The sequence below is a fragment of the Sphingobacterium sp. 1.A.4 genome (genome assembly GCF_002734245.1).
Taxonomy (GTDB): Bacteria; Bacteroidota; Bacteroidia; order Sphingobacteriales; family Sphingobacteriaceae; genus Sphingobacterium; species Sphingobacterium tenebrionis.
Window position 1 is genome coordinate 40,871 of the sequence record NZ_PEAZ01000085.1, and the last position, 24,692, is coordinate 65,562.

The 24,692-nt window shown below is 34.6% G+C and carries 20 protein-coding genes and 2 tRNA genes; 11 read left to right on the plus strand and 11 right to left on the minus strand.

What is annotated here, in order from left to right; translation table 11 throughout:
- Window positions 1-41 precede the first annotated feature (41 nt).
- From CRJ00_RS14400 to CRJ00_RS14425, 6 genes are read left to right on the plus strand one after another with little or no spacing between them, the layout of a single operon-like run.
- Window positions 42-1,196, plus strand: coding sequence for a HEAT repeat domain-containing protein (locus CRJ00_RS14400; protein ID WP_099367458.1), 1,155 nt, complete (start codon window positions 42-44; stop codon window positions 1,194-1,196).
- Between the two features lie 10 nt (window positions 1,197-1,206).
- Window positions 1,207-2,658: a glycosyltransferase family 2 protein gene (locus CRJ00_RS14405; protein ID WP_099367459.1), complete on the plus strand. Its 1,452-nt coding sequence runs from the start codon at window positions 1,207-1,209 to the stop codon at window positions 2,656-2,658.
- A 28-nt stretch (window positions 2,659-2,686) separates the two neighbouring features.
- A complete protein-coding gene (locus CRJ00_RS14410) occupies window positions 2,687-5,500 on the plus strand; it encodes a YaiO family outer membrane beta-barrel protein (RefSeq protein WP_099367460.1) in 2,814 nt (937 codons plus the stop codon).
- Window positions 5,487-7,613: a DUF4838 domain-containing protein gene (locus CRJ00_RS14415; RefSeq protein ID WP_180268499.1), complete on the plus strand. Its 2,127-nt coding sequence runs from the start codon at window positions 5,487-5,489 to the stop codon at window positions 7,611-7,613. The genes CRJ00_RS14410 and CRJ00_RS14415 overlap by 14 nt, the downstream gene beginning before the upstream one ends.
- Window positions 7,614-7,623: 10 nt before the next feature.
- Complete coding sequence (locus CRJ00_RS14420; RefSeq protein ID WP_099367560.1) at window positions 7,624-8,151, plus strand: DUF1573 domain-containing protein; 528 nt, start codon at window positions 7,624-7,626, stop codon at window positions 8,149-8,151.
- A 31-nt stretch (window positions 8,152-8,182) separates the two neighbouring features.
- Window positions 8,183-8,584, plus strand: coding sequence for a helix-turn-helix domain-containing protein (locus CRJ00_RS14425; RefSeq protein WP_099367462.1), 402 nt, complete (start codon window positions 8,183-8,185; stop codon window positions 8,582-8,584).
- Between the two features lie 2 nt (window positions 8,585-8,586).
- Here CRJ00_RS14425 and CRJ00_RS14430 read toward each other — a convergent pair whose 3' ends face one another.
- Window positions 8,587-9,171: a hypothetical protein gene (locus CRJ00_RS14430; RefSeq protein ID WP_099367463.1), complete on the minus strand. Its 585-nt coding sequence runs from the start codon at window positions 9,169-9,171 to the stop codon at window positions 8,587-8,589.
- 141 nt (window positions 9,172-9,312) lie between these two features.
- Between CRJ00_RS14430 and CRJ00_RS14435 the strand changes: the two genes are divergently transcribed.
- The 4 genes from CRJ00_RS14435 (at window position 9,313) to CRJ00_RS14450 (ending at window position 13,519) form a co-directional block, all read left to right on the plus strand.
- Window positions 9,313-9,400 (plus strand) — tRNA-Ser (locus CRJ00_RS14435).
- Window positions 9,401-9,672: 272 nt separating this feature from the next.
- Window positions 9,673-10,710 (plus strand): hypothetical protein, encoded by a 1,038-nt coding sequence (locus CRJ00_RS14440; RefSeq protein WP_099367464.1) that lies wholly within the window; start codon window positions 9,673-9,675, stop codon window positions 10,708-10,710.
- 408 nt (window positions 10,711-11,118) lie between these two features.
- Complete coding sequence (locus CRJ00_RS14445) at window positions 11,119-12,561, plus strand: AAA family ATPase (protein ID WP_099367465.1); 1,443 nt, start codon at window positions 11,119-11,121, stop codon at window positions 12,559-12,561.
- 1 nt (window position 12,562) lies between these two features.
- Window positions 12,563-13,519, plus strand: coding sequence for a DUF4435 domain-containing protein (locus CRJ00_RS14450; RefSeq protein ID WP_099367466.1), 957 nt, complete (start codon window positions 12,563-12,565; stop codon window positions 13,517-13,519).
- A gap of 140 nt (window positions 13,520-13,659) precedes the next feature.
- Here the strand turns inward: CRJ00_RS14450 and CRJ00_RS14455 are convergent, their stop codons facing one another.
- From CRJ00_RS14455 to CRJ00_RS14490, 7 genes are all read right to left on the minus strand, one after another.
- A complete protein-coding gene (locus CRJ00_RS14455; protein ID WP_099367467.1) occupies window positions 13,660-14,280 on the minus strand; it encodes a hypothetical protein in 621 nt (206 codons plus the stop codon).
- A gap of 96 nt (window positions 14,281-14,376) precedes the next feature.
- Window positions 14,377-14,805: a hypothetical protein gene (locus CRJ00_RS14460; protein ID WP_099367468.1), complete on the minus strand. Its 429-nt coding sequence runs from the start codon at window positions 14,803-14,805 to the stop codon at window positions 14,377-14,379.
- A gap of 574 nt (window positions 14,806-15,379) precedes the next feature.
- The gene (locus CRJ00_RS14470) at window positions 15,380-15,832 is read right to left on the minus strand and encodes a JAB domain-containing protein (protein WP_099367470.1); all 453 of its coding nucleotides are present in this window, start codon (window positions 15,830-15,832) and stop codon (window positions 15,380-15,382) included.
- A gap of 436 nt (window positions 15,833-16,268) precedes the next feature.
- On the minus strand, window positions 16,269-18,089 hold the full coding sequence (locus tag CRJ00_RS14475) for a hypothetical protein (protein WP_099367471.1): 1,821 nt from the start codon (window positions 18,087-18,089) through the stop codon (window positions 16,269-16,271).
- A gap of 65 nt (window positions 18,090-18,154) precedes the next feature.
- Window positions 18,155-18,595 carry a hypothetical protein gene (locus tag CRJ00_RS14480; RefSeq protein ID WP_144038166.1) on the minus strand — a complete coding sequence of 147 codons (441 nt, stop codon included), beginning with the start codon at window positions 18,593-18,595 and terminating at the stop codon, window positions 18,155-18,157.
- A 120-nt stretch (window positions 18,596-18,715) separates the two neighbouring features.
- On the minus strand, window positions 18,716-19,786 hold the full coding sequence (locus CRJ00_RS14485; protein WP_099367473.1) for a hypothetical protein: 1,071 nt from the start codon (window positions 19,784-19,786) through the stop codon (window positions 18,716-18,718).
- Window positions 19,787-19,840: 54 nt separating this feature from the next.
- The gene (locus CRJ00_RS14490; protein WP_099367474.1) at window positions 19,841-20,956 is read right to left on the minus strand and encodes a tyrosine-type recombinase/integrase; all 1,116 of its coding nucleotides are present in this window, start codon (window positions 20,954-20,956) and stop codon (window positions 19,841-19,843) included.
- Between CRJ00_RS14490 and CRJ00_RS18840 the strand changes: the two genes are divergently transcribed.
- Window positions 20,934-21,053: transfer RNA gene (locus CRJ00_RS18840), tRNA-Ser, on the plus strand. The two genes, CRJ00_RS14490 and CRJ00_RS18840, sit on opposite strands and share 23 nt — an antisense overlap.
- Before the next feature lie 756 nt (window positions 21,054-21,809).
- On the opposite strand, the gene CRJ00_RS14495 is transcribed toward CRJ00_RS18840, so the two are convergent.
- Genes CRJ00_RS14495 through CRJ00_RS14505 form a run of 3 tightly spaced genes read right to left on the minus strand, consistent with a single transcriptional unit; the run spans window position 21,810 to window position 24,692 of the window.
- Window positions 21,810-22,568: an NARF domain-containing protein gene (locus tag CRJ00_RS14495; protein WP_099367475.1), complete on the minus strand. Its 759-nt coding sequence runs from the start codon at window positions 22,566-22,568 to the stop codon at window positions 21,810-21,812.
- Window positions 22,558-23,025, minus strand: a complete 468-nt coding sequence (locus tag CRJ00_RS14500; protein ID WP_099367476.1) for a Mov34/MPN/PAD-1 family protein — start codon at window positions 23,023-23,025, stop codon at window positions 22,558-22,560. Before CRJ00_RS14500 ends, CRJ00_RS14495 begins: the two co-directional genes overlap by 11 nt.
- A complete protein-coding gene (locus CRJ00_RS14505) occupies window positions 23,022-24,692 on the minus strand; it encodes a ThiF family adenylyltransferase (RefSeq protein WP_099367477.1) in 1,671 nt (556 codons plus the stop codon). Before CRJ00_RS14505 ends, CRJ00_RS14500 begins: the two co-directional genes overlap by 4 nt.

Sequence of the window (24,692 nt, forward strand, 5' to 3'; positions counted from 1 at the left end):
AATGACCAACTATTTAATCACCTTTTAAAACAAACAAGATTATGGAATTAAGTTTTTACCTACAGTATTACCTATTCTACTTACAAAATAAGTTTATGGGTTATCCATTCGTGATCCGATTAACTGTATTAATTGTAATGGGCTTGATATTCATTTATATCCTCAGTTTAATTCGATTTGTATGGATCAATTTGAATTTACGGAAAAAGGAAAGGGATTTTGCAAAATTATCTAGACAAGTAAAGGATCGTTTTGTTGCTATGCTGGGATCCGACGAGAAATATGGGGAGGATCGGGTTTTTCAAGAATTTGAGGACGTTATTCTACGAATGAATAATAAAACCAAGATCCAGATCACGGATTTGATCTTAAATACCGCCAATGAATTGAAGGAAGCAGGGAAAATTGTAAATGAGGATAACTACCGTTCCATCATCCATGTTCTGGACATACCTAGTTTTTGGGAAACTGAATTGATGTCAAATAATTCCAAGAGACGACATATCGCCTTAAGAAAGTTAGATAATTTGGGTAATGGGTTGACAACATCGGTGTTGATGCGCTCTACAAACCATAAGAATAAGGGATTAAGAAAACAGGCTAGGGCGGCCGTCATGAAGTATGATAACATAGATCCGTTCAAATTTTTGGAAGAAAGTTTTGATACGGATTTTAATGCCCTGGATGAGATCATGATTCACCATTTCTTAGTGGGGCGCCAGTCTGAGGGACCATTGCCGTTATTATCAAGGTGGGTTCAACATGCTAAAAACCATGCCTTCAAAGCATTTATGATAAAAGAGATCGGTTTTTTCAACCAAATGGAATGTGCCGAATTCCTAAAGGGATTATTAAAAAATGAGGAATCCAAATTGGTTAGAGCAGCAATTATTGAAAGCCTAGGAAATTTGGGTCGCCAGGAGGTGGAACATGAGATTTTCGATATGTATAGCATCTCTCCTGTAGAGATCCAAACGGCAATCATTAATGCGGTTGCAAAATTCAAAACCAAAATAGGGCTCGATTTTCTGACCAATCAGTTTTTCAGAACTACAGATAATGAACAAAAGGTTCATTTGGCTTATGCCATCAAGCAGTTTGGGGAAGAAGGAAAACTTCGGCTTACTAATCTTTCCACGAACTCTAATGAATTTGAGCGAAAGATATTCGATCAGGTTAATTATCAATTAGGTTAATACATCGGTCATGTTTGAGTTTTTATTCAATTTTTATGGCTATGCTATTTTCTTCTATGCGACGGCCATCACCCTGATTTATTTTGTCCTTGCCTTTATGGGATATTACAACATCCTAAGGAATCGGGTAAGGTATACCGAAAGGGAAGAGAATATCCTGACGACCTATCCCGAAACAGCTCCTGGTATATCCATAGTTGCACCTGCTTTTAATGAGGAAGTTATCATTTTGGACAGTATTACGTCATTGCTTTCCTTGAATTATCCAACTTATGAAATCATTATTGTCAATGATGGTAGTACGGATAACACGTTAGAATTAATGATCTCCAGGTTTGAACTGATCGAAGTTCCTTACGCTTACATGGAAAAAGTGGCATGTAAACCCTTTAAAAGGACCTTTAAATCCGTCAACCCCCTGTACGATAAACTAATTGTAGTGGATAAAGTAAATGGAGGTACGAAGGCCGATGCGATGAATGCCGGGGTGAATGTTGCGAAATATGATTACTTCATCAATACGGATGTGGATTGTATCCTTTCACCCGATACCTTGAGCAAGGTTATCCTTCCAGTACTCGATTCAGATATTCCAGTCCTGGCAGTAGGAGCTACGATGCGAATGGCCAATGGATGTGATTTTAGGGATGGGAAAATTACGCGTATCAGACCTCCCGCAGATTTTATTCCGACCTTTCAGGAAACAGAATACTTGCGGTCTTATTTGGTGGCCAAGATGGGATGGTCAGCCATTAATGCCATTCCGAATGTGTCGGGAGGATTCGGGCTTTTTGAAAAAAGCTCGGTCATCAGCTGTGGAGGTTTTGATACGAAATCCCATGCCGAGGATATGGATATGACCCTACGTCTTATCGCCTATAAAAGAGAGCATAAATTACCTTATAAGATTGTGCAAGTGCCCCATTCGCTCTGTTGGACGGAAGGGCCTCCAAACCTAAAGGTATTAATGCGACAAAGGACAAGGTGGGGAAGGGGCTTGTTGCAGATATTCTTTGTTCATCGAAAATTTCTGTTCAACAGGAAATATGGAAGAATGGGACTTATTATCATGCCATATGCCTTTTTCTTCGAATTGATGGCTCCCATCATCGAGTTCTCGGGCTTCTTCTTCCTGCTCTTTTTGCTCTATACCGAACAGATCAATTTCAATACGTTTTGGCTGATGTTGGCCTATGTATACCTCATCGGGATCAGTATATCCACCATCACCATTGTGTTTGATATTTCCCTCAGAAAACTATACCGTAATCTGAATGAATACCTTCGTCTGGTGCTTTTTTCTGCCTTTGAGGCCCTGCTATACCATCCCTTTGTCGTGATTTTTACGCTGAGAGGATATTGGCAATACCTCACCCAGAAAAACTTTAAATGGGGAACCATGACCAGGCAAGGGTTCAATGGACAGAACAGTCAGGATAAATCTTCTTCAAAAGCTGCATAATTCATTCATCAATACCATCATATACTAAATGAATACGTTAAAGAAATATTCAAATACCATTTCCATGTCTCTATTGCAGACTTTGATCTTCTTGATGCTTGGCGGAATTAGCTCCGTACAAGCACAGCAAAAAGTTCATATCAGCGATAAGGAAGATGTTGTCAAGCAAATTGCCGGACTTTTGAATAAGGGTGATCTCAATAAGGCCAAGCAGGTTTTGGACCTCCAAATTGCCAAATCACCGAAGGATTCCGACTTACGAATGTTCCTGGGAAAATATTATTGGTTGAGAAAGGATTATAATAAAGCCCGTTTCGAATTGAATAAATCCGTGGCCTTTAATCCAGGCAATGTGGATGCGAAGCATTTATTGGTAGCAGTAGAAATGGAAACCGGAAGGTATTCCAGTGCAATATGTTACGTAAATGAACTATTAGAAGTGAATCCCTATTGGAGAGGGCTTTGGCGAAAGAAGATTGATCTTTACCGCCTTCAAGGCAACCATGTAGAAGCGGATCGTTTATTAAAACGCATTTCCCAGATCTTCCCTGATGATAAGGAATTGGAAGCCGAAAGGAATTATCAAGCAGAGCTGAAGGCAAACGATCTTCGGAAATCAGGTAAGATCGAAGATGCAATTGCTGTGAACAAGCTTCTGATCCAGGAGAAACCCAATCAATTGGCCTTATACCATGAATTGGCTAATAACTACATAAAGGTTGGGGATTATTATGCAGCCTTGTCGACCGTGGATAGGGGCTTGACCTATTTTCCAGGAAATGGAAGTTTGGTGGATAAGAAGATCAGCATTTTAGAACATGATAAAAGATACGATGAGATCCTAAGTCTACTTCAGGCCCAATCGAAGGGTGGATCGGGCATCAACCGTACGAAATATAATTATTTCTTATTGGAGGCGGCACGGCATGCCAATGCAAAAGATCCGGCCACCTTGTACGGAAAGATTCTGGAAGCTGATCCTGGAAATGTGGAAGCATTTCCGCATGTGCTGAATAAGACCATTGCCAATCAACAATATGATGAAGCTTTACATCTATTAAGGTCCTATGCCAATGTGCGGGGCATGGATAAGGCCTTATCCCTTCGGGAATTGGATATCTATCGGTTAAAGGCTGATAAGAATAAAGTAAGATCACTGACAAGATCGCTATTCCTTCAGCATCCAAATGATACAGATATTAAAGCAGCTTATGTTGCCAGTTTAATTGAAGAAACCCGTGCCGATATGGCGGCAAATGAATATAGAGCAGCTATTCCCAAATTGAACGAAATATTGAATTATGGGGAGGCTGAAGAACGGGATTATGCGTTGAACAGTATTTACAATGCCTATTACCAAACCGGTCGTTTTTCAGATGCTATCGTGCTGTTGCAGGAAAAAATAAATCTTGATCCCAGAAATGTGGATCTAAAAATAAAGCTTTCGGGAATATATGAAGTACAGGAGCAATATGAGCGCGCAGCAGAGATTTACGAATCAGTTCTTGCGGAGGTTTCTCCGGTTGAGCGGGAAAACTATGTGTCAGGCTACAACGACCTGATGTTAAAGATGGTCAAACTGGCCAACGAACAAGGGAATTATCCCCTAGCTTACCAATGGACCAAGCGATGGTTGCAACATTGTCCGCAGGATAAATATGCCCTGATGTATGGGGTGAATCTTTCCAACCAATTGGGATTGAAAGAGGAGATGTTAGCTCATGCACAAATGGCCAGCAACCTTTATCCACAGGATATACCTTTCAAACTAAAACTTGCCAATGCGCAATTGTTGAATGGGGCGAATATTCAAGAGGCATACGATTTGGTGAAAAAGGAAATTGCGCTATATCCTTATCATGAAGAGGTGAGAAATACCTTTGTACAATTCTCAACCGACTATGCGAATAACCTATTGAAAAATAAGGCCGATAAGGAGGTGATAGCAGTGGCCGATCAAGCTCTTTACTATAAACCACAGGATAAGGAACTGAAATACCTCAAAGGATTGGCCTACGAAAAACTGAAGCAGTACGATTCGGCCTATTATTACCAAAGTTTTTACGAACCTTCCCTGCTGGAATTGGAAGATTTTAAGGCTCATCTACAATTTCTGAATCAAAAAGACTTTAAGAACGAAGTGGGACTTTACCACCTGAGGTCTAGATTTGGCGATAATTATACCATTCAATCCATCTCTACCTTTGAATATAGCCGATTTGAAGGAGTCAATACTTTTATCGGTCGGATCAATTATTCTGGCAGATCGGAAGGCAAAGGAATACAGGGACAGCTGGAATGGGGAAGAGCTTGGGATGCAAAATGGGCTACAAAAATAGATGCGGCGATTTCCAATAAATACTTTCCAAAAACAGCTTTCAATGCATCTGTTTATAGACAATTTAAAAATGATTGGGAACTTGAACTTGGAGCTGGCTACCGACAACTGTATACGGAAGAGCATTTATACAACGGTGTTCTGGGTTTGACCAAGGAAATCAATTCCTTCCGATTGAATGCCAAATACATGCAATTCTTTTTGGATGGCCATCTATTGTACAATGTGGGCTTGCAGGGTAGGTATTATATGAATAATCCTAAAAACTACTTGATGGCCATGGCTAATATTGGGAATAGTCCCGACGTGATGCTTCTCAATTATCAATTCATCAATTCCTTTTCGGTGATGAATGCGATGGTTGGAGCCGGTGTAGGCAGGATGGTCAGTAAACATATTTCTGCAGGTGTATTGGGTACCTGGTACAACTATGAAACCCATAACTATGAAATCCCTTATCGAAATCTGTATAATCTCTATTTCCAAGTCAATGTTTCGTTTTAATATCATATTGATCAGTTTGTTTTTAGGCATGTTAGGTTGTCAACCTTCCTACAGTCAGCTTCGTGCGAAAGGTTTTCTGATCAGCGATGACGGTACAACCGAAGGGGAAAGATGGGCTTCTTATTTATTTACCCATTTACAGAAACGCTCTGATGATAAAAAGGTAATCCTCCGGATGCGCCAGAAAGAAAATCCTCCCCAGGGCTATTTCCATTTGCATATCCAGGTAAATCCGGAATTACCTTTTGACTATGAGATAAAAAATGGTAAGGCGGCCTTAAACCTATCTGCCAAAGATAATAGGACCATGCTTTGGTTGATCTATCAATTGATTGATAGGATAGGGGAAGCCAATGATTATATCCAGAATGAAGATCTTCCACCTGCCTATATAGATTTTAAAGATCAGGCTCGAAATTTTGATTTTTCATACCGCGAGCCTCACTATCAACCCAATACCGATAGTGATTATGCAGGAATATTAGGGACGAATCAGTTGGATGCAGATTGGGGGATCTGGGGACACAACCTCAGCAAGGTTGTTGAAAAAAGGGAGGCTAACCATGCAAAGCTGGATGGAAAACCTATGCCTGAGCAATTATGCTTTTCCAGCCCTGATCTATTGGAACAAACAAAAGCGTATATCGTTGATAATTATGGTGATGGGGGGCTTGGACATGGAAATCATTTCATGCTTGCCCCTGAAGATAATGCCATCGCATGTACATGCGAGGCATGTACAGCTGCCGGGAATAAGGTGGGAGATGCGTCGGCAGCTGTATTTGCTTTTTTGGGGAAAATCAGTGCCCTATTTCCCAACCATCAATTCTTTACTACCGTCTATGGAACAGTTAAATCGCCGCCAAAAGGGAAATTACCCAGCAACGTAGGTGTGTTATTAAGCACCATTGACTTACCCAAGGGGGGCTCTTTCAAAGATGCCAAAGAATTTAATGCTTTTAAGAAGAAAGTTAATACCTGGACATTAAAATCCTCCAAGGTGTACCTCTGGGATTATTCGATGAATTTCGATGATTACCTGACGGTACAGCCAAGCCTGCTCAGCATGCAAGCGCAATGGAAGGATTTTAAGGCAATGAGGATAAAGGGAATTTTTCTGAATGCCAGTGGCTATGATTACAGCAGTTTAGATGATGTTAAAACCTATGTAGCTGCCGCATTGATGAATGATGTAGACCTACCTGTTGAGCAATTATTGCGCGCCTATCTTCATCGCTTTTATCCTAAATCTGCTTCGATCCTGGCTTTGTATCTGATCGATCAGGAAAAGCAATCCTTTCAAGGCAAGGGATATGGTATGTATGCCGGATTTGCCGACATACAAAAGACTTATCTATTGGAGGACAGGTTCGCAAACTGCTACAAGGAACTGGGGAAGCTCTTACCACAAGTTACAGGATTGGAAAGGAAAAAACTTCAAAAACTCCTATTAGGAATGGGTTTTAGTAAGCTGCAATTGGCCTATCAAAAGGGATTGGAGTCCGGCGGAGCATTTGAAATAAAAAATGATCAGGTTCGCGTTAAGGCGGACATCCTTAAGATAGTGGAGGATCTACGAGCTGGTTTTTCCGCTAATGGTATTAAGATGTATAAGGAGGCTGATGGAGATATCTCCAATTATTTAGTTGCTTGGAAATCCTATTCTGGATGGGGACAGCAAAGAAATCGGTTGACAGCATCGCAAGTTAAATGGATTCAACCTGGAGATAATAATAAGGAAGCATTACATACCTGTTTGAATGGTATTCTTGGTTTTCCGCAGGATTATCAGCAAGGATGGTTTACCTCGAATGAGGATATAGCTTTTGAGGTGAATTTTAATGATTTGCAAGGGACAAAAGGGATGTTTATCCGTTTTTTGGTTAATGAAAAGCATCGTTTTAATGTTCCAACGACAATTGAAATCCATCAATCAGGAAAGCTTATCAACAAATTAAAATTCGGCTTAATCAAGGAAGAGGATTCTCCGGTAAAGGAGATTGTTATTCCGTTTCAAGGCGTGGACTTGAGCAAACCGTTATTGGTTCGCATACAGAAGGCGTCGGAAGAGAACAAAAGATTGGCCATTGATGAACTACAAATATTGGATTAAAAGATTGGATATGAAAAATAACATGCTGCTTATAGGATTTATAGGGTTGATGTCGCTAAATGCCTGTTTTAACCCTAAAAATGAAAAGACCAGTTTGGAAATAATGGATAATGGCAGACATTATTACCCTATCCAAACGGGCCAGGATCTGGATGTGGTATTCAAGGTGAAGAACATCGGAAAATCACCATTGATCATCACGGACATTATAACTTCCTGTGGTTGCATCGTCTTGAATAAGAATACGACCAAGACGATTCCGGCAGGGCAAGAGGGGTTCATCAGCATGACCTATAACAGTACAAAGAATGTAGGTTTTGTGAAGCATTGGATAGAGCTCTATGGCAATTTCGAAAAGCTGGAAAAAATGGAATTGGTATTCGATGTCAACGTGGTGCCTGATGCGATGTATACGAAGGATTATGAAGAACTATTCCTGATGGAAAAGGAAAAGAACGGCAATATAGAAGACCTGGTAGATGGTACTGCCAATAACAAGGGCTATTATATGCGATTTGATGAAGAACAAACTAAATAATTAACAAAATATAAACACAAATTTTCTGCTTATGGAAGCATTAATTAACGGTCAGAAAAAGGAATACATGAACCTGGAAACGGAGACAAGGATTTTAAGAGCTTTGGAATCTTGGGAACAACATCAAGCTTTTTTAAATCCTGCCTGTTCCATAGGGTCAACAGCGAAGGAAATAGGTTGTAATACAAAATACTTATCCTTTGTGGTGAATAAAAACAAAGGCGCTGATTTTCCGAATTACATCAATAACCTACGGATTTCTTATCTGGAGCATTATTTGCGGACGGTAGAGGAAGCTCGCAATTTCAAATTGACTTATTTGGCGGCTTTATCTGGATTTTCTTCCTATGGTAAATTTGCGAAGAGCATCAAGGATAAAACCGGACTTAATCCGACCCAATTTATCGTGTTTTTTGATGAAAAAACTGCTTGATCTTATTCTTTATAGAATGCTTTCGCATTTTCCAATTCATTGAATAGGATTTTTATTTTACGTTCTTCAAAGTATTTCATGTACGCATCACGATCTTTGTAAATGGCACCTTGACTTAGGGCATCCTCATAACCTTCAATGGTTTTTAGGATGTCCTTGGCATATGGTTGGTCGGCACCTTCGGTTTGCAGATACTGTTTGGTTTCCACTCTGTTATAGCCGAATACCAGCTCGATGTCCAGGTAGAATTCATTACTAGAAGCGAACTTGGCAAAGAACAGGTCGAACACATCGGATAGATCCATGTATTTGTAGAGCATATAGGCAGCAATATCTAAGGCGTATACCGGCATCATGCATTCCTGCTGCGCTTTAACCTCTTCTTTTATCAACCATTTTAGGAGTGGTTTGTCGGCTGCGGTATAGTTTTCCCATAAAGTCTTTATCAATCGAACCCTCGGCCAATAGTTCTGGTCCCTTAGTTCTTCTGGCTGTTTTTCATTATTGCTTTTACAGGCAAAAACAGTTAAAAGGTTGTTGTTTTGGGTTTTTCGATATTCTTCGATGATTTTAATGTAATTCTCCATTTCGTTCGTTCCAGTCCTCAGTTCACAAGGTAATTTGAAATGTAAAATAGCTTAAAATTACCAAAAAAAATAATTGGGCTCATTTTCAGCGGGATATTAATTTAGTTTTGGAGAACGGATGAAAATTTCTACTTTTGTCGCGGAGAGTTGGCAGAGTGGTCGAATGCGGCGGTCTTGAAAACCGTTAACTGTCACAGGTTCGGGGGTTCGAATCCCTCACTCTCCGCCAAATAGAGTAATTAACATACGTTGATTGCTCTATTTTTGTTTCTCGATGTCTTAAGCACAAATTTACGTAAATAACAATAGGTATTTTACATTCCTTAAATTTTTATTCGTCACACTTTTCGTCATCTCTAATTAATGATTTAATAAGTTAGAGGATAGAGTTTATTCTTATGAAATTTTAAGAATTTATAAAATGCTATCAATGGATTATATTATTAGTATCTTTAAATAGATAATCATATTAACCAAAACAATTTTAACCAAAAATTACCTATGAAGAATGTATTTATTCATCCTGAAATTTTATTGGTTGTTAAAAGGAATAATTTTAACACTAATTTATCCGAATCTGAAAGCTTAAAGTTAGAAGCTGCCAAAGAAGAAGGAAGAAAATTTGCAACAGAAATACTAGAAAGTTTATTTAACAAAGTTCAATACGGAAAAATTGAAAGTCATTTTAATACTGAAAGACTGAATTCAGATAATTTTAATGAAATAAGAGAAAGTATGATAAGTTTGCACCATCAGCGAAGGGTAATCTCCGATGAAGGTGATAAATATTTATTAGAAATAACATTACTTAAAAATAAACTTAACAGACTTGAGAAGTCTTTTTTCCGTTTCCTATTCAAGAATAAAATTCGATTATTAAATGAACAAATCGCAATCAAGGGAGATGAACTTTTATCAATTAAACAAGTTGAGAAGGAATCCTATTTGAAAATAAATTTTAAGTTCGATCAGATAATGGTAAAGGAAGCTTATTCAGATTTAATAAGCGCATTTACAGACTTAAAATATTCACATAAAATATGGGATATGATTTATTCTGAACGAAATTTTGAGACCAAAGCGGCTGCTGGAACCACAATGGAAAGATCAGAAGTAAGATTTAAATTTGATTCGATAAAATCAATTTTGACAAATGAAAAATCATTTTGTTTTGAAAACTTTAATGGGGGTGATTTTTATTTTTATCCATCATTTATAATTTATTTCAAGAATCATGAGGATATCGCTATTGTTGATTATAATGATCTGATCATCAAATATTCAGAAATAAGGTTTTTAGAAGAAAGGCAAAATATTCCCACTGATACAATTGTATTGGGAGAAACATGGTATAGGGTTAATAAAGATGGTTCGCCTGACAGAAGATTTGTGGATAATTTTCAAATTCCAATTGTGTCTTATGGTTCAATACAAATACAAACCATCTCAGGGATTAATGAATTATACTATATAAGTGATGTAAGGAAAGCTAAACACTTTTGTGAACAATATCATCGATATCAAGATCTATTGAAATAGTGTAAATATATTATTGCTGCTCGCCGACTGCGAGTTGAACGAAGGTCGTTGAAGAGAAATGCGCAAGCATGATTCAACGATATATACGAAGTATACGAAGACTGTTGGCGGTATTTTTGAAAAGGATTGTGCGATGGGAATATCAAAAATAGTGACAACATCGAAGCCTGAGTGATCAGCAGGCGAGCCAAACTCTAAAAGTGGTTGGATTTTAACCAGGTATGCAATACCTAGTTAAAAAACAAAGAAACTTTTATGAAACGAATCATTATAGAAGTAATAAGTATGACAAACTGCGAAGCAATATAAATAGATTGTGTAAGTACACAATTTATTTATATCTTGGTTTGGCGTATCTTATTCCCCTATAATGGTGAGTGGAATGCCTTATAACCTATAAAAGATAGAATGAAAATAACAAAATTCCGAGTTGAAAATCTTCATCAACATAATTCATATGAAATTCTGTTTGAAGATAATAAGCTTATCCTTGTTTCTGGAAATGGTTCTGGAAAAACAACTTTAGTTAATTTATTTTATTATTTCTTATCTAGGCAATGGAATAAATTACTTGACTATGATTTTGATAGAATAATACTCTGGGTCGGTATTGAAAAGCTGATTTTTAATAAAGAGACATTTATTAAAAATTCTAAATTAGACCGAAGAATAAGTAAAAGATTAAGTAAAGATTCAATCACAATATTGGAAGATGCTATTAAAAATTTCGGTTTATCAAATTTAATAAATTTAGATAATTACCAATTAGATCTTCTCTCTCATGAAGTTGGTATTAACCCAAGATATTTAAGAGAGTATTTATTCGATATTCAGCAATTACAATTTGAATTTGGCAAGCATGATGAAATAAAAAATCTTGAGAAAAAGTTAAGTGAAATATTTGAAAACACTCAAATTATTTACCTGCCAACTTACCGAAGAATTGAAAAGGATTTGAAAAACATTTTTCCTCATTTAGAAAATAACATTAAGGAATTCGATTATACAAACAGTAGGTCTGAAAAATTAAAGAATAACTATTTTTTAGAATTAGTTGAGTTTGGGATGTCAGATGTTAATAAGAAAATTAACAATAGATGTGCGGAACTAAAGAATTTTTTTTACGACAAACTTAATACAGATTTAATAGGATCATATCTTGATGATATTTTAAAGAAAAGCTATGAAACTTTTGATGCATCAAAGATTGAACAAATCGATTCAGATGCTTTATCTTATATAATCAAAAGACTCGAAGATAATGTAATTAGCGCTGAAGGAAAAAAACATCTTGTTGAATTTGTCGAAGACCTAAGATATAAATCAAGATACAGTATTGAGGATAAAATTAATGCTCACTTCGTTTGGAAATTATTTCAGATTTATGATTTTCAACAGAAAGAGGAAGCTGATATTAATTTGCTTGTTCAAATTTGCAATAAATATTTTGGAGATCAAAAGTCTATAGAATATAATAAAGATGAATTCAATGTTAAAATTAAATTGAAAAATAAGGATAGTCTACAAGATTTTAACACAACATTAGCTAATATAGAAGAGTGGTTTTTACAAAAAGATGTTGAGAATAAATCAATAGATTTTAAGGATTTATCTTCCGGTGAAAAGCAAATTGTATCTCTATTTACACATTTAATTTTAAATAAAAAAGACTATTTTTTGATAATTGATGAACCTGAATTATCACTGTCAGTTCCATGGCAAGAAACCTTGTTACCTGACATTCTAAATTTAAGAAACTGCAAAGGCATTCTTTCTGTAACTCATTCGCCTTTTATTTTTCAAAATGGCTTAAGGAAGTACACACACTCTTTAGAAGAATTTATTAGTTAATATGGATTTATTGCAAATTTTAGATGAATCTATAAATAGACCAGAATCATCTTATATTAAATTTCTCACACAGTATTCTAGGAACAATCAAATTAGATTTTGCTTTGTTGAGGGGCATGAGGATATTTTGTTTTACTCACAATTTTTAGAAAAATATTTTAATGAAGAAAATTTGAAATTTATAAATTGTAATGGTAAAAAAAATGTTTTAGATAATTATAATGCATTGAATTGGTCTTTTTATGATAAAAAAAGAGTATTGTTTTTCATTGACAAAGATTTTGATGAATATATTTTGGCTAAAAGAACAATAGATAGCAATATTTACATCACAGATCATTACTCTATTGAAAATTATCTAACAGATGAAAATGTTCTTAAAAAATTTATCGTTCACCATTGTCAAATTGATAATGATAATATCATAACTTCTTTAGTTGAAAAATTTAGGCTAACATATACTAAGTATAAAGAATATCTTCGAAAGATTTCTTCATGGATGATTTTTTGCAGGATTAATAAATATAATGTTGTTTTTAACAATATTAATCCGTCCGATCTTTTTAAAATTGATAGCAATGGAAATTTAATAAAGAAAAAGCTAAGTAATTACAGTAACCATTTTGAATATATTAGGGATAAAATTGACGGAGATTATTATAATTTCAGTGAAATTAAATTTATATATACCAAATTAGCCTCCGAAGCGAATGATAAAAAATATATAAGAGGTAAATATGATCTTTCATTTATGTTCATGTTCATTAAACATTTAGTTGAAATACAGGTTCCAATAGTTTCTAGTGGTGTTAGTAAAATTAACAGAAAATCAACAACTAAAATTCCTAAACCAAAGGTTACTATTCAGATTAAGGAAGAAAATGTTTTTCAAATATTATATAGTAAAGTGAAAGAACCAGATTCGCTGGTGAAATTTATTAACAATAATTTAAACTAAGTTCTTAGATTATGATTTTGTTATTAACTAAATAGGTTCATAATAAAGAATATCAAATGAAAATTAAAGCCCTTATATTTTGTGGGGCTTTTGAATTCCTTCTAGGGTAAAAATATCTTTCAAACTATTATCTCTCAGTTTCAAATGTTTTTAAGAGATTTTAATTTTTCATTTAGCCAATCAATAGGGGTAAAAATTAGCGTTAAAGCAAAAACCTGCAATACAATTATGAACTTAATAAATTGAAACATTTTATCCCGAAATGGAAGAGAATTATGTTCAATTTCCTCCTTCATGATTCTTCCATTTTCAAAAGTTAAATAAAGAACCTTTGGAAAAACTCGTTTTCCATCCTTACTATATCTGAAAATCTCATAGAAGCCCGATACTAAGCTGATCTTACCAGAATACCATTCTGCAAAAAGTTCCTTTTGTTCTGGATACAAATAATTTAGATCGATTGATTTATAATCATCAATATCATTTGGTAAAACTGAATAAGAATTTACAATTGTGCCGGAAAGGCCGATTAAATAGAGTTTATCATTTTCAATTTTCCATTTACATGTGTATGGTGCATGGTACGCAGAATTGAAATTACCCATTTGATTTTTGAATTTGACGAGTTTATCCTCTGGTAAATTAATCGAAGGAAGACCAGCTATACAACCGTAGGATTTTCCTTTGTATAAAAAATCATCTTCTGGCTCACCTGTTAAGTCATAACCAGATGTTTTGAAATCAAAATCTATAGTATCCATATTGAAAGTTTAATTGAAAATAAATAATAACAGATTGATTGAGATTCTAATCAATCTGTTATTTAACATATTCCCCTGTAATTATAGAACTAGAACTTAATTGATTCTAATACCCATGAAAGCCACTCCAGAAACATCCGATTCAAGGAAAAACATAATTCCATCCGCAGTTGCCAGTAAAGAGATTATTGTACCACTTTCAGTATTATATTTTACTCCCATATCTGTATCTTCCTTATTGATTATCTTGAATACCCTTGTTTTACTATAACTGTTCGAAAGCGTTATTACACCTTCTCTAATAGTAAAATATATAGGATTCTGAAGCTTATAAAAATCAGTTAACTTATCATCCCAAGTCATAAAGTTGATGTAATCCAATCTGTATTCTATGGATGAAGACAAATAACCTTCATTTAGTAAATATTTCTTAGGACTGTATGGTAAAATAGTACTTGCTTCTGAACTCCCCAAAAGTGAAATTGCGAATAAAGCTGTTAGGGACAAGTATTTTAATGTTCTCATTAGAAAAGATATTTAAGTTAATATCTGTTTTGAATAATAATATCGGAACGTCTCTGTCCTTCGTTTACCTCGGATAGAACACCATTAACAAAGTAGTAAAACCATGTTGAACCTGGAGTTCCATCACCCTGTCGATAAACGGAATAGGTTGCAGACTCTTTAATTGAAGTTACTCGGTTCTTATTTAGTTGAATGAATTCTGATTCGCTCATCCCGATCCTGTATTTGACTGAACAGGATGAAATGAAAATGATAATTGAGAGAAATAGGAGCATTAATAACTTTTTCATAAAATTTTAATAAAGGTTCGAAGAGTCCCATTTCGAAAGGTTAATAAATAGAAAGCGTGGGACGTAACCTAGAGCTGTTGCTGAGAGAGGTACCTAGGAGAACCCTGCACAAACAAACAGATAGGCACGTCCCACGCTCATATATGGCGTAGAACGTTACCTTATCCGTCCTTGTTGTGCAAATTGAAAATTTCCTAGGTTTTCTCTTTCACAAGAACTTCAAGCTAACGCTTAATTTCTTTAATATTTTTACTTTTTCAAAGATAAGAATTATTCATATTCGTTTAGAAATATCCTTCATCTCTTAAACTCATGTAGGAATCCGATGACATCAGTAGATGATCGCAGACCTCTATATCCAAAAGCTTTCCACATTCAACCGCTTTTTTTGTGATTGCAATATCATGTGAGCTTGCTTTTAACTTTTCCGAAGGATGGTTATGCGCCAAAATAATCTTTGAAGCAGAAGCTTTCAGAGCTATGGAGAAGATGACCTTCATGTCAACTGGTACAAAGTCCTTACCTCCCATTGCTATGTCAACAACTCCCAGAACCCTATTTGCGTTGTTTAGCAGTATTATCTTGAACTCTTCAAGGAATGACATTAGGCCTTTATCCCAGACCTGAATCAAAACGTCATAAGCTTCGTTTGATTTTGAAACCGTGGGACATTGAGAAAGCTTGAATTTAGGTTTAAATTCCACTTTGATTTCTGATACGTTTAATAGATTTTTCATGCTGATGTTGGTAAAATGAATTTGATTTTTATATCAGCACAGTCGTGGGGGGTGTTTATAGACACCCTTCAAGGGAAAGATACCCCCTGTAATGTGAGGGAGGGGGCTTTTTTATGAATCCATAGATATGAAAGAGACACATCCACAGCCTTTATAGGGGGGGCTTATATTTAATAAATAACTGTAAATAAACCATTTGACTAATCATGTTTAAATTGAATAACAATAACCAATTGAAAATCAAATAAATATCAAATGTACCGGTTGCTATTACAAATGTCCGATCAATCCACAGCCTTTATAGGGGCAATCTTAAATGTAAGATTACCCCTGTAATGAGAGTGGATAATAAAGTTGAACATTCAGTTATATGAAAATTTGGACAGAAAAATGTTACCCTATAGGGTATTAAAATCGTGTCCAATTGCAAGGATACCTATAACAAATAATCTTGAATTATGTAACCTTTTTTCTTGTTCCTTGTCGTCCTCTTACTCAGTTTAAGAAACCTTTCCAAGTTGGCTTTTGAAGCAATCAAGGTTGTGTCGTGAGAATTTAGGATTGAACTGAATCTATCCACCAAATCCCCTTCAGGGATAAAGTCTCCCTTTGGAAACTCAAGTTTTATCTCTTCAATTAACGGATTATTACTTGATAATAACCTGATGCCATATTCAATGGAAAGAAATGTCAATTCCTTTTTAGATTTGCAGAACTGTAAAACGTCTAGTCCAGCTTTTCTTTCAAAATCATATACCTTGAACAATTCAGGAAAGTTCTGCTTTAGATTGTCCAATTGACCCAATAATCTTTCATTATTTGGTTCATTGATGAGCCTTCCATTTATATTATCCATGGCTTCCATAAAACTGGTAACAAAAGAATTGAAACTATATTTCGAATTAACTATGGACATTTCAGCCATAGATAAGGAGTGCTCATGTAAACGCATGAACTCAATAGAAAAGTATGGTAGGTCGGTTTCTTCAGCTTTGGCATCCCTGTAAGAATTGATAACTAGATCATAATCGGTATATAGCCTCTTTACTTTATTCAGATAGTAAATGTTGTCCTTCATGTAATAGTTTATGTTTCCCTTGGTGTCGATAAACTTCCCAAAAGGGAATGCCTTGAAGATATTTATCAACTGAATCTTTGATCCTTCGTTATTTAAGGTCAGCATATAGGTTTGAATGATCTTATGTAGTTCCACAATCAAGAATTCTTGGAATTCAAGTTCATTTTCTGACAGAACGTCGAAATTCTGGCTCACCGAAAATATTGAATACAGATTTCTTTTATATTGCTTATTCCTAAATCTCCCATGGATCTGAACGGCATCGGTTTTGGGGTCTATTGCAGTAAATGAAGCCAATAGCACATCTGTAATGATATATATGTTGACATCATAATTTACATAGATGTCCACCGCCGAGAAATAGCGAGAGGTAAAGAAATTATATTTGGTGAATCTATTCTCGTCAATCTTATCATGTACATTTTTAAAACCTTGAAGCTTTAATCGTTCGGAAGCCTTCGAGGACGCGAAAATAGAAACTTCTTCTTCTGGAAGTTTTAGGATGTTGATAAAACCAACAATACTGTATATGCTGTTCAAAAATATAAAATGGCGTTCTCCCCTTGCTTTCAGCAGGTCTCCTAAGGTGAACAGAGTGTTGTTGGTTGGATAGAGCTGTATCGGAACAGCAATTGACTCTGTCGGGACTAAATAATACCGATCAAAGCTATTGAACCTTGGGTCGCTGGGCTCCATAGCCGTTGCGGAGATGAAAGCCTTATTTTTGAATTTGAAGAAGTAATCTAAAGGCATGATAATATCCTCTCTGTAATGTACATCCTTAGCAAGTTTTTCACACTCGTCAAATAGACAGAAAACATCATTATATACATCGAATCCTGCAAATTTCAAAGCCCTTACAGCTTTGGTGTAGCTCTCGGGGGTACACATGATCTTAACCATTTTACCTGACGACCTAATTCGATTTATCTGTCTTGTGATATCTTCCAAAGTAATTTTCGCATATACTGCAATTACATTGTCATGTTGCCTTGCTTTACCTATAATTACAGGGGTATTAGGTTCAATTATCAATGAGGGACGTGTTTGGTTCTCAATCTCGCAAAAGGTAGCACCGATATTGGTTATATTCTTGAAAAATAGTGAGTTGGATGGGATTAATGGCATTACCTCATTGAATTTTTGGGGCAAAGAAATAGGTATATGAAATTTCTTCATGATCTGTTTTAATTAAAAATGAATGGGTGAATTAAGGGGAAGAAGACTTTCTTCCCCTTTAAGGACTAATTTTTAGAATCAGAGTCTGTGTTGTGCAAAACCGAATTTTCCGAATCCTGTACCCCAGATCTGTTTTCAGATTTCTGTTCGATAAGCGAGTCAGCCACCGTTACGAGCTCCTCTAGACTAACGTTTACCTTTTGACCTTCCAATATAAATTCAAGTAGTCTTTTTATCCATGGTTTCACTGGAATTTTAATACCGGTAGAGGCCTTTTCAGTGCCACGTCCAATCCAATAATATGGAACACCGTTCCTATCCATCTTAGGGGTAGGGGAAATTGTTACCCTAAATTCATTAGCTAGCCATCCTAGAGCGATATTTAAATTGGTAGATTCAATTTCAGTAAAGGAATGTACATCTTTACTGATTTCTTCTGCTGTCCCAATTCCGTATTGGGAATTCTGCTCAACAAATAAATTGGAGCAATCTATGATTTGACTCATATAAAATTTATTTATGTTATCCTTCATTGGATAACGATGTAAAAGTGCATATAAGCCAATCTAGGGACAGAAATTCAAAAATGAGAACATTCCCCCGCGCTGAAAATCAGGGAAATAATTTTAATCCCTTAATAGGTCTCGGACAAAAAGTCTTTTCTTCTCGTCGAAACCATCTGAATCCCTAAAATCAAATTTGTGATTTAACAATCCGTTGAGTACGAAAGCAGTGTATATCAATTTAAATTTATCCTGTTCTAAAAAATCACTTGAAGTATTCTTGTTTATATAATTTATCATCATTTCTGCCGTGAATTTCAAAAAAAGGTTTATCGCTGGGACTCGCCCTTCAAGCTGGTAACCCATTGCAACCCTTTTCAACTCCTGCAAATATTCAGTGCTAAAAGAAGGTGGAATCCCTTCGTGAATTAAAAGGAAGAGATAGGATTGATATGTTGCATGGTCAAAATTAACCTCCTTTTCAATTCTTTTAGATTCATTATCGTCATTACATGGCCTCATTTTGTTATTTAATAACCATTCATCATAAACCTTAAGAGCTATTTCTGAAACTAAGGATTCATTTACATTATATTTCAGGGCAAAGGGTTTAGATCCGTCTTTAATTAACTCCGAATTTGAAAACCGAACCGTTAAGCCCTTCATTTCAATTGCTCTTGCTAATAGAATCATTTCATCAATTCGATCAATACAATTGTTTGGAACATAATCATCAGTAAGGATGATTTTTTTCTTCTTCTCATTGATGGATTGGCCTTTATCATCAAAATCCTTGATTCCCTCGATTTCAAATTTAGTTCTAGCACTGGAATTTAATGAATAGATAGGATTCCAAAGATGTTGAGTTAAAAGGTGTACCATAACAAGTAAATCCTGAAAAAATACTAGACATTCCAATATGTCGTCATCTGGAAAGACTTCTTTTAATAGATTAATAAAATCAAAATCAGGAATGATTTTATCGTCTGTGTAACCAATAAGTAGTTCGAGATCTATTTCCTTATTGAAAAGATTGTATCTTTCAGATAGTTCGTTTTCGTTTTCAGTCTGGTACAGACTGGATTTTTTATTGATAGGTATGGATTGAATGAAGTAAAATAACTTCTGAAAATCCTCATCCATATCCCTTAAATTCACGAACATTGATTGGAAGGTGTATTTGATCTCCGACATAATTGTAAATGAACGAAAAAAGCCCGATCAAACCAATGATCTAGGGCTTTTTGATTATATTTTAGGAATATTCTTATGTTGAATGTCCACAAATTCAGTGAGATCCTTTAGGTAGGTTTCCGTCTGTTCAATTGAAGAGTGCCGGTTTGCTTTCATTATTTCAGCAAGGCTCCAACCTGAAAGATATTTTTTGACATTGGAATAGTGCTTAAAACTATAAAGTGTATAACCTTTGTTCTTCAAATTCAGTCTTTCTAGAATTTTTACAAAGCGTTTATAAGGTCTATTTACATTAAAGGGTGTTTCACCAAAAATATTGCAATCATTACTGAACAGAAAAAAAGTAGGTTCAATTCCAATAAAATTTCGCAATTCATATCTGTAGTTTTCACAGATGCTGACATATCCATCTCTTTTATTCTTACTGATGTTGGCTGGTATAAAGATTAGGTTTTTTCTAAAATCAATGTTCTTAATCTGTAACTGCATTAATTCTCGCGGTCTTATGCAGGTATAATAAATGGATTTTATAAATAATTCAAGCATCCTGTCACTTTTAACCTCATCCATAATAAGACTGAAGTCCCTATCGTTAAAAACTCTATTTCTTTCAGTTTTTGGAACATATCTTGACCTTATGCCTTTTACTGGATTATCTTGGACGAACCTATTAAAAATACAATATTCAAAAAAGTTGTAAAAAATGGCTTTTGCATTGTTAAATGTTTTGGGAGACCAATTTTTACCAAGATCCAACAGTAACATTTCAACATCGAAAGAATAGATTTCGGTAACCAAATGTTGTCCATATTTTATTTTCAGGTATTTTAGTTTGCTCGAGTAGCTCTGGATGGTCTTAAGTCGGTTTCCCTTATCTTTTTGATATTGAATGAAGGAATCAACAGCACATGTAATTACAGGGGGTACTGTAATGTTATTTTCTACCATTTGAAATTTCCCTGAAATGAGTAACTGTTCATATTCAATCCTGAGATCTGAAAATGCTCTAAGTTTTTCGTTGTAATCTTTCAATCTATTAAATCCCTTCGATTTCCTAAATCTTTTATTGTTGTAATAGAATTCAACATACCATTTTTCATTAGCTTGCATCTGCTTTGTTTTCCTCTTCTTACCTTGTAAGATTGTAGGAATAGTGTATTTAACCGTCATTGTTTTGTCTCAGTTTTCTGAAACATCGATTAAAACACGGCGGTCTTGAAAACCGTTAACTGTCACAGGTTCGGGGGTTCGAATCCCTCACTCTCCGCTGAAAAAAACAAAGCCCGACGTTAGTCGGGTTTTGTTGTTTCTGGGCTTTTGCCAAACTTGTTTGAGCAAAAGATCCAGAAACAACAAAACCGGGAGCGTAGCGAGCGGCTTTGTTTTATTTTAAGCCACCCCCAACAAGGGATAGTTCAGGGTTTGTGCGCGGGAATTGTGGGGCTGAACTAATCCCTCAATCTCTTCTGAGGAACCTCTATTTTACTGGTTAACAAATAATTACATCATGAAAATATATATATTTTTCTAAGAAAATATATACACTTATATATCAGACATTTAGAGTTCGAATACCTTTCGCTAAATCGCTTTTGAATACTGATACTACTGATTATTAGTTAAATAATTTATTCATCGGAATTGTTTGAATAAATATCTTCTAAGGTTATTCTTACAATAATATCTGTAATTAATTTAAGATTTTAGTTTCTTTCTCTTCCTCAATTTGGTTATAAAACTCATTGATTTCAGCACTACTCCCATTCTTTGAATTGATAGGTTTTGCTTTTCGCTTTTCCATAAACTTTTTATTTAAAAGATAAAGGTCGAGATTAAAAGAACACACCAATTTCCTATTATCTGACACAAAGGGAAATAAGCACTACATTGCCTTCTGCCCAGTACCCTGATAAAAAGTCACTAATCTTTCTAAACACAAAAAAATATGTTGTCTGAAAATGTAGACACCCTATTTATCTCTTAATTTTTCTATCTAAGAAGAAGCTTAAGATATAGAAATTTATTAGTCAATATCTCTAATTGAGGAAGTAAATGCAAGTGTTGTTAAAATGGAATGATATAAAGTAAATTTAGAATTAGCAAAATTCATTCTCGGATTTCTATCGATTTGTTTAGAAGTGTAGGCAACAAAAAATGTATCCTCATCACTATTTTCGTCAATAATTTCACTGATTTTTTCTTGGGAAAATTCTCCATCAATGTTGTTAATTATAATCAAATCGTTTTCTGGTAAATCTGTTGTAGAATTAGTAAGTCTAAATATTAAATTTTTAAATCCCATATTGGCTGTGGTATTTTTAATGTCATCTTGAGCTTCTTCAGTTACACTTAGAATTAAAATTTTCTTACTAGCTTTAATCTGTCGATCGTACGCTTGATTATTTATAAGTTTTATTATGTCCTCTCTCTTCAATTCAACAATTTTCTCTATCTTTTCCTCAATTGCTTTTTTTATTTTTTTCTTAGTTCCCCAGAACATTTCATACAATCCATAAAGTGTAGTAGGAACACCTATGAATAAAATTAAACCAAAAAGATTTCTGACATTTTCATAATCCTTATCAATATCTGCTTTAAGTTCTACTTTGTGTTTTTCTAATTCAATTTTTGAATATTGGTCAATATTTGATTTATAATCTTCAATCAATTGAACCTTTGTTTCTAATGTTTTTAATCTAACACTATCTGATTGACCGTACAAATTAATGCACAGAAACAACAGAATTCCTAAAAGATTAATTTTTAGTATGTTATTTTTCATATTTATATAATTTATTTTCAAACGAAATGTAAAACCCAAAATCTACCGTTGTCTTGGAATATCCTATTATCAGTAAAACTGGATTTGCGATGGAAGTATTTTTGCTGTTTATAATTGTATTTATTGCAGAAATATCTGTTGCACTTGGGATATGACTATTATCTGGATGAGTATGCCATTCCCCAATGTAAATCTTTCTCGGATTCTCTGCGTAAAATTCTGCAAGTTCATTTTCTATTCCTTTTGTATTTCGTTCAAAAGAATATTTCGATGCTTGATATTTCTTCGGAAGTATTGTATTTGTAATATGCAAATGCTTATTGTCTTCGGAGTAATACCCAAGCAAAAATCCACCAAATTCATTAGGATAATGAGTTTTACCTATTTCCAGAAGTTCATTTAGCAGTTCATCCTCAACTTCAAGACTTAACCCAATTTGTTCTATTTTTAAAATCAAAATTCTTTTATATTAATTATGAAACAATTGGTATCATCTGTTTCAATAACAAAATTTCTTAGTGTTTTTTCTTGCTCAATCTTCAAATTTATCTGCTTTATCGCTGCCTGTACAAGAACATTTATTTCATTATAAGAAGCTTTAAATGTTGGACTCCAACAGCCTGTAGGATTATGTAAGTCGTCAACATCAAATTTGAGAATTTTACCACCAAATTGGGATGATATAAATTCATACCGATTATGTTCAGTAGCACAGACCAAATGTTTTGCGTGGTTTGATATTGAAAGATTTAAAAGCGTTGAATTTATATTTAACTGACTTAATACGTAAAGCAAGTCATTGTCGGCAGAGCAATCAATAATAATATCGTAATTGTTAAGATGCTTTTCCATTTCGGCTTTGATATTTGTATCTGACAAGTGTGATTTCATGAAAAAATCAAACGCTTCAGAATAATCGTATCCACCACCAACAGGTTCAAAGAAAGGAGAAACCAAGCATAATTCGTTTATCAAATCATTGGTCTTATTGGTAACTCCTGTAAAGAAAGAATATTCGGACCTGCAAACATTTTCTGGATCTTTTACATCATATTCTATAAAGCCTAATTTTCGACAGCCACATCTTACCAATGTTTTAGCTATTATGCTCCCTACAGCTCCGATACCAATAATCAATATTTTACTTTCTGTTATTCGGTCACTTAGTTTTCCTCTACCAAAAAAGTACTTGTAAGAGCAATTTCTTGTCATCGCCCAGTCTATAGACTTATCTTCTTTAATTTTTGTAAACCATTGTTTGTTTATCTTTTCGCCGTAAATAGGGAAATTACCAATTTCCAATATAATCGCTTGCCAATGAATTTCTGTTTCAGAAATATTATACCCTACAAATAAAGGAAGCCATTTCCCTTCCCCTTTAACAAGTCTTTCTTCAACATTGTGTAGAAATTTCAAAAAATCTTGAGGCAATGTAGCTTCAAAATCTTTCCAACTATCAAAAACCCAACGTTGATTTTTACTTGGAGCATCTTTTAAGAAGATAAATAATCCTGTGTTTTGAGGCAGGTTTTTAAGTTGAAAATTCCAATCGACATCTACTATTTTTTTTCTATCCTTATTTAAGAAAGACTGAAAAATACTGCTCTGAATATTTTCTTTGTGAAAGACTCCATTGTTCATTATGGAATAGTCAACAAAGCCAAACTGATTTTTATGGAAAGTATAATCTACTTCATTGAAGAAGTAAGCAAAATGGTTTTCATTAAATGCTTTTTGTGGTACAATTAAATGTTCATAATGAGTATCCGAATCTTTGTTGATGTAATATTTCTTAATCCAAGCCTTTACAGATTCAATATCATAAATTAGTTTTTGTGACAAAACAGGAGTATGTGCTGTATGAATACAGATGGCTCCATTTTGCATAATGTGTTTATGCTCTATCAAATCATCATTAGAAAACTTAATAGTTTCTGTTTCGTGGCTTTTAAACGGATATTGAGGATGAATAGTAACCTTGAATTCTAATGGTTGCTCTAATCCTTCAACAAAAACAACAATACATCCCTCGATGTCAATTCTGCTCTGCTCAAATGGCTTTACAATTTTCACATCGGGAATGCTTTCTACTACTGTATTGATTTCATTTACTCTTTGACTCAT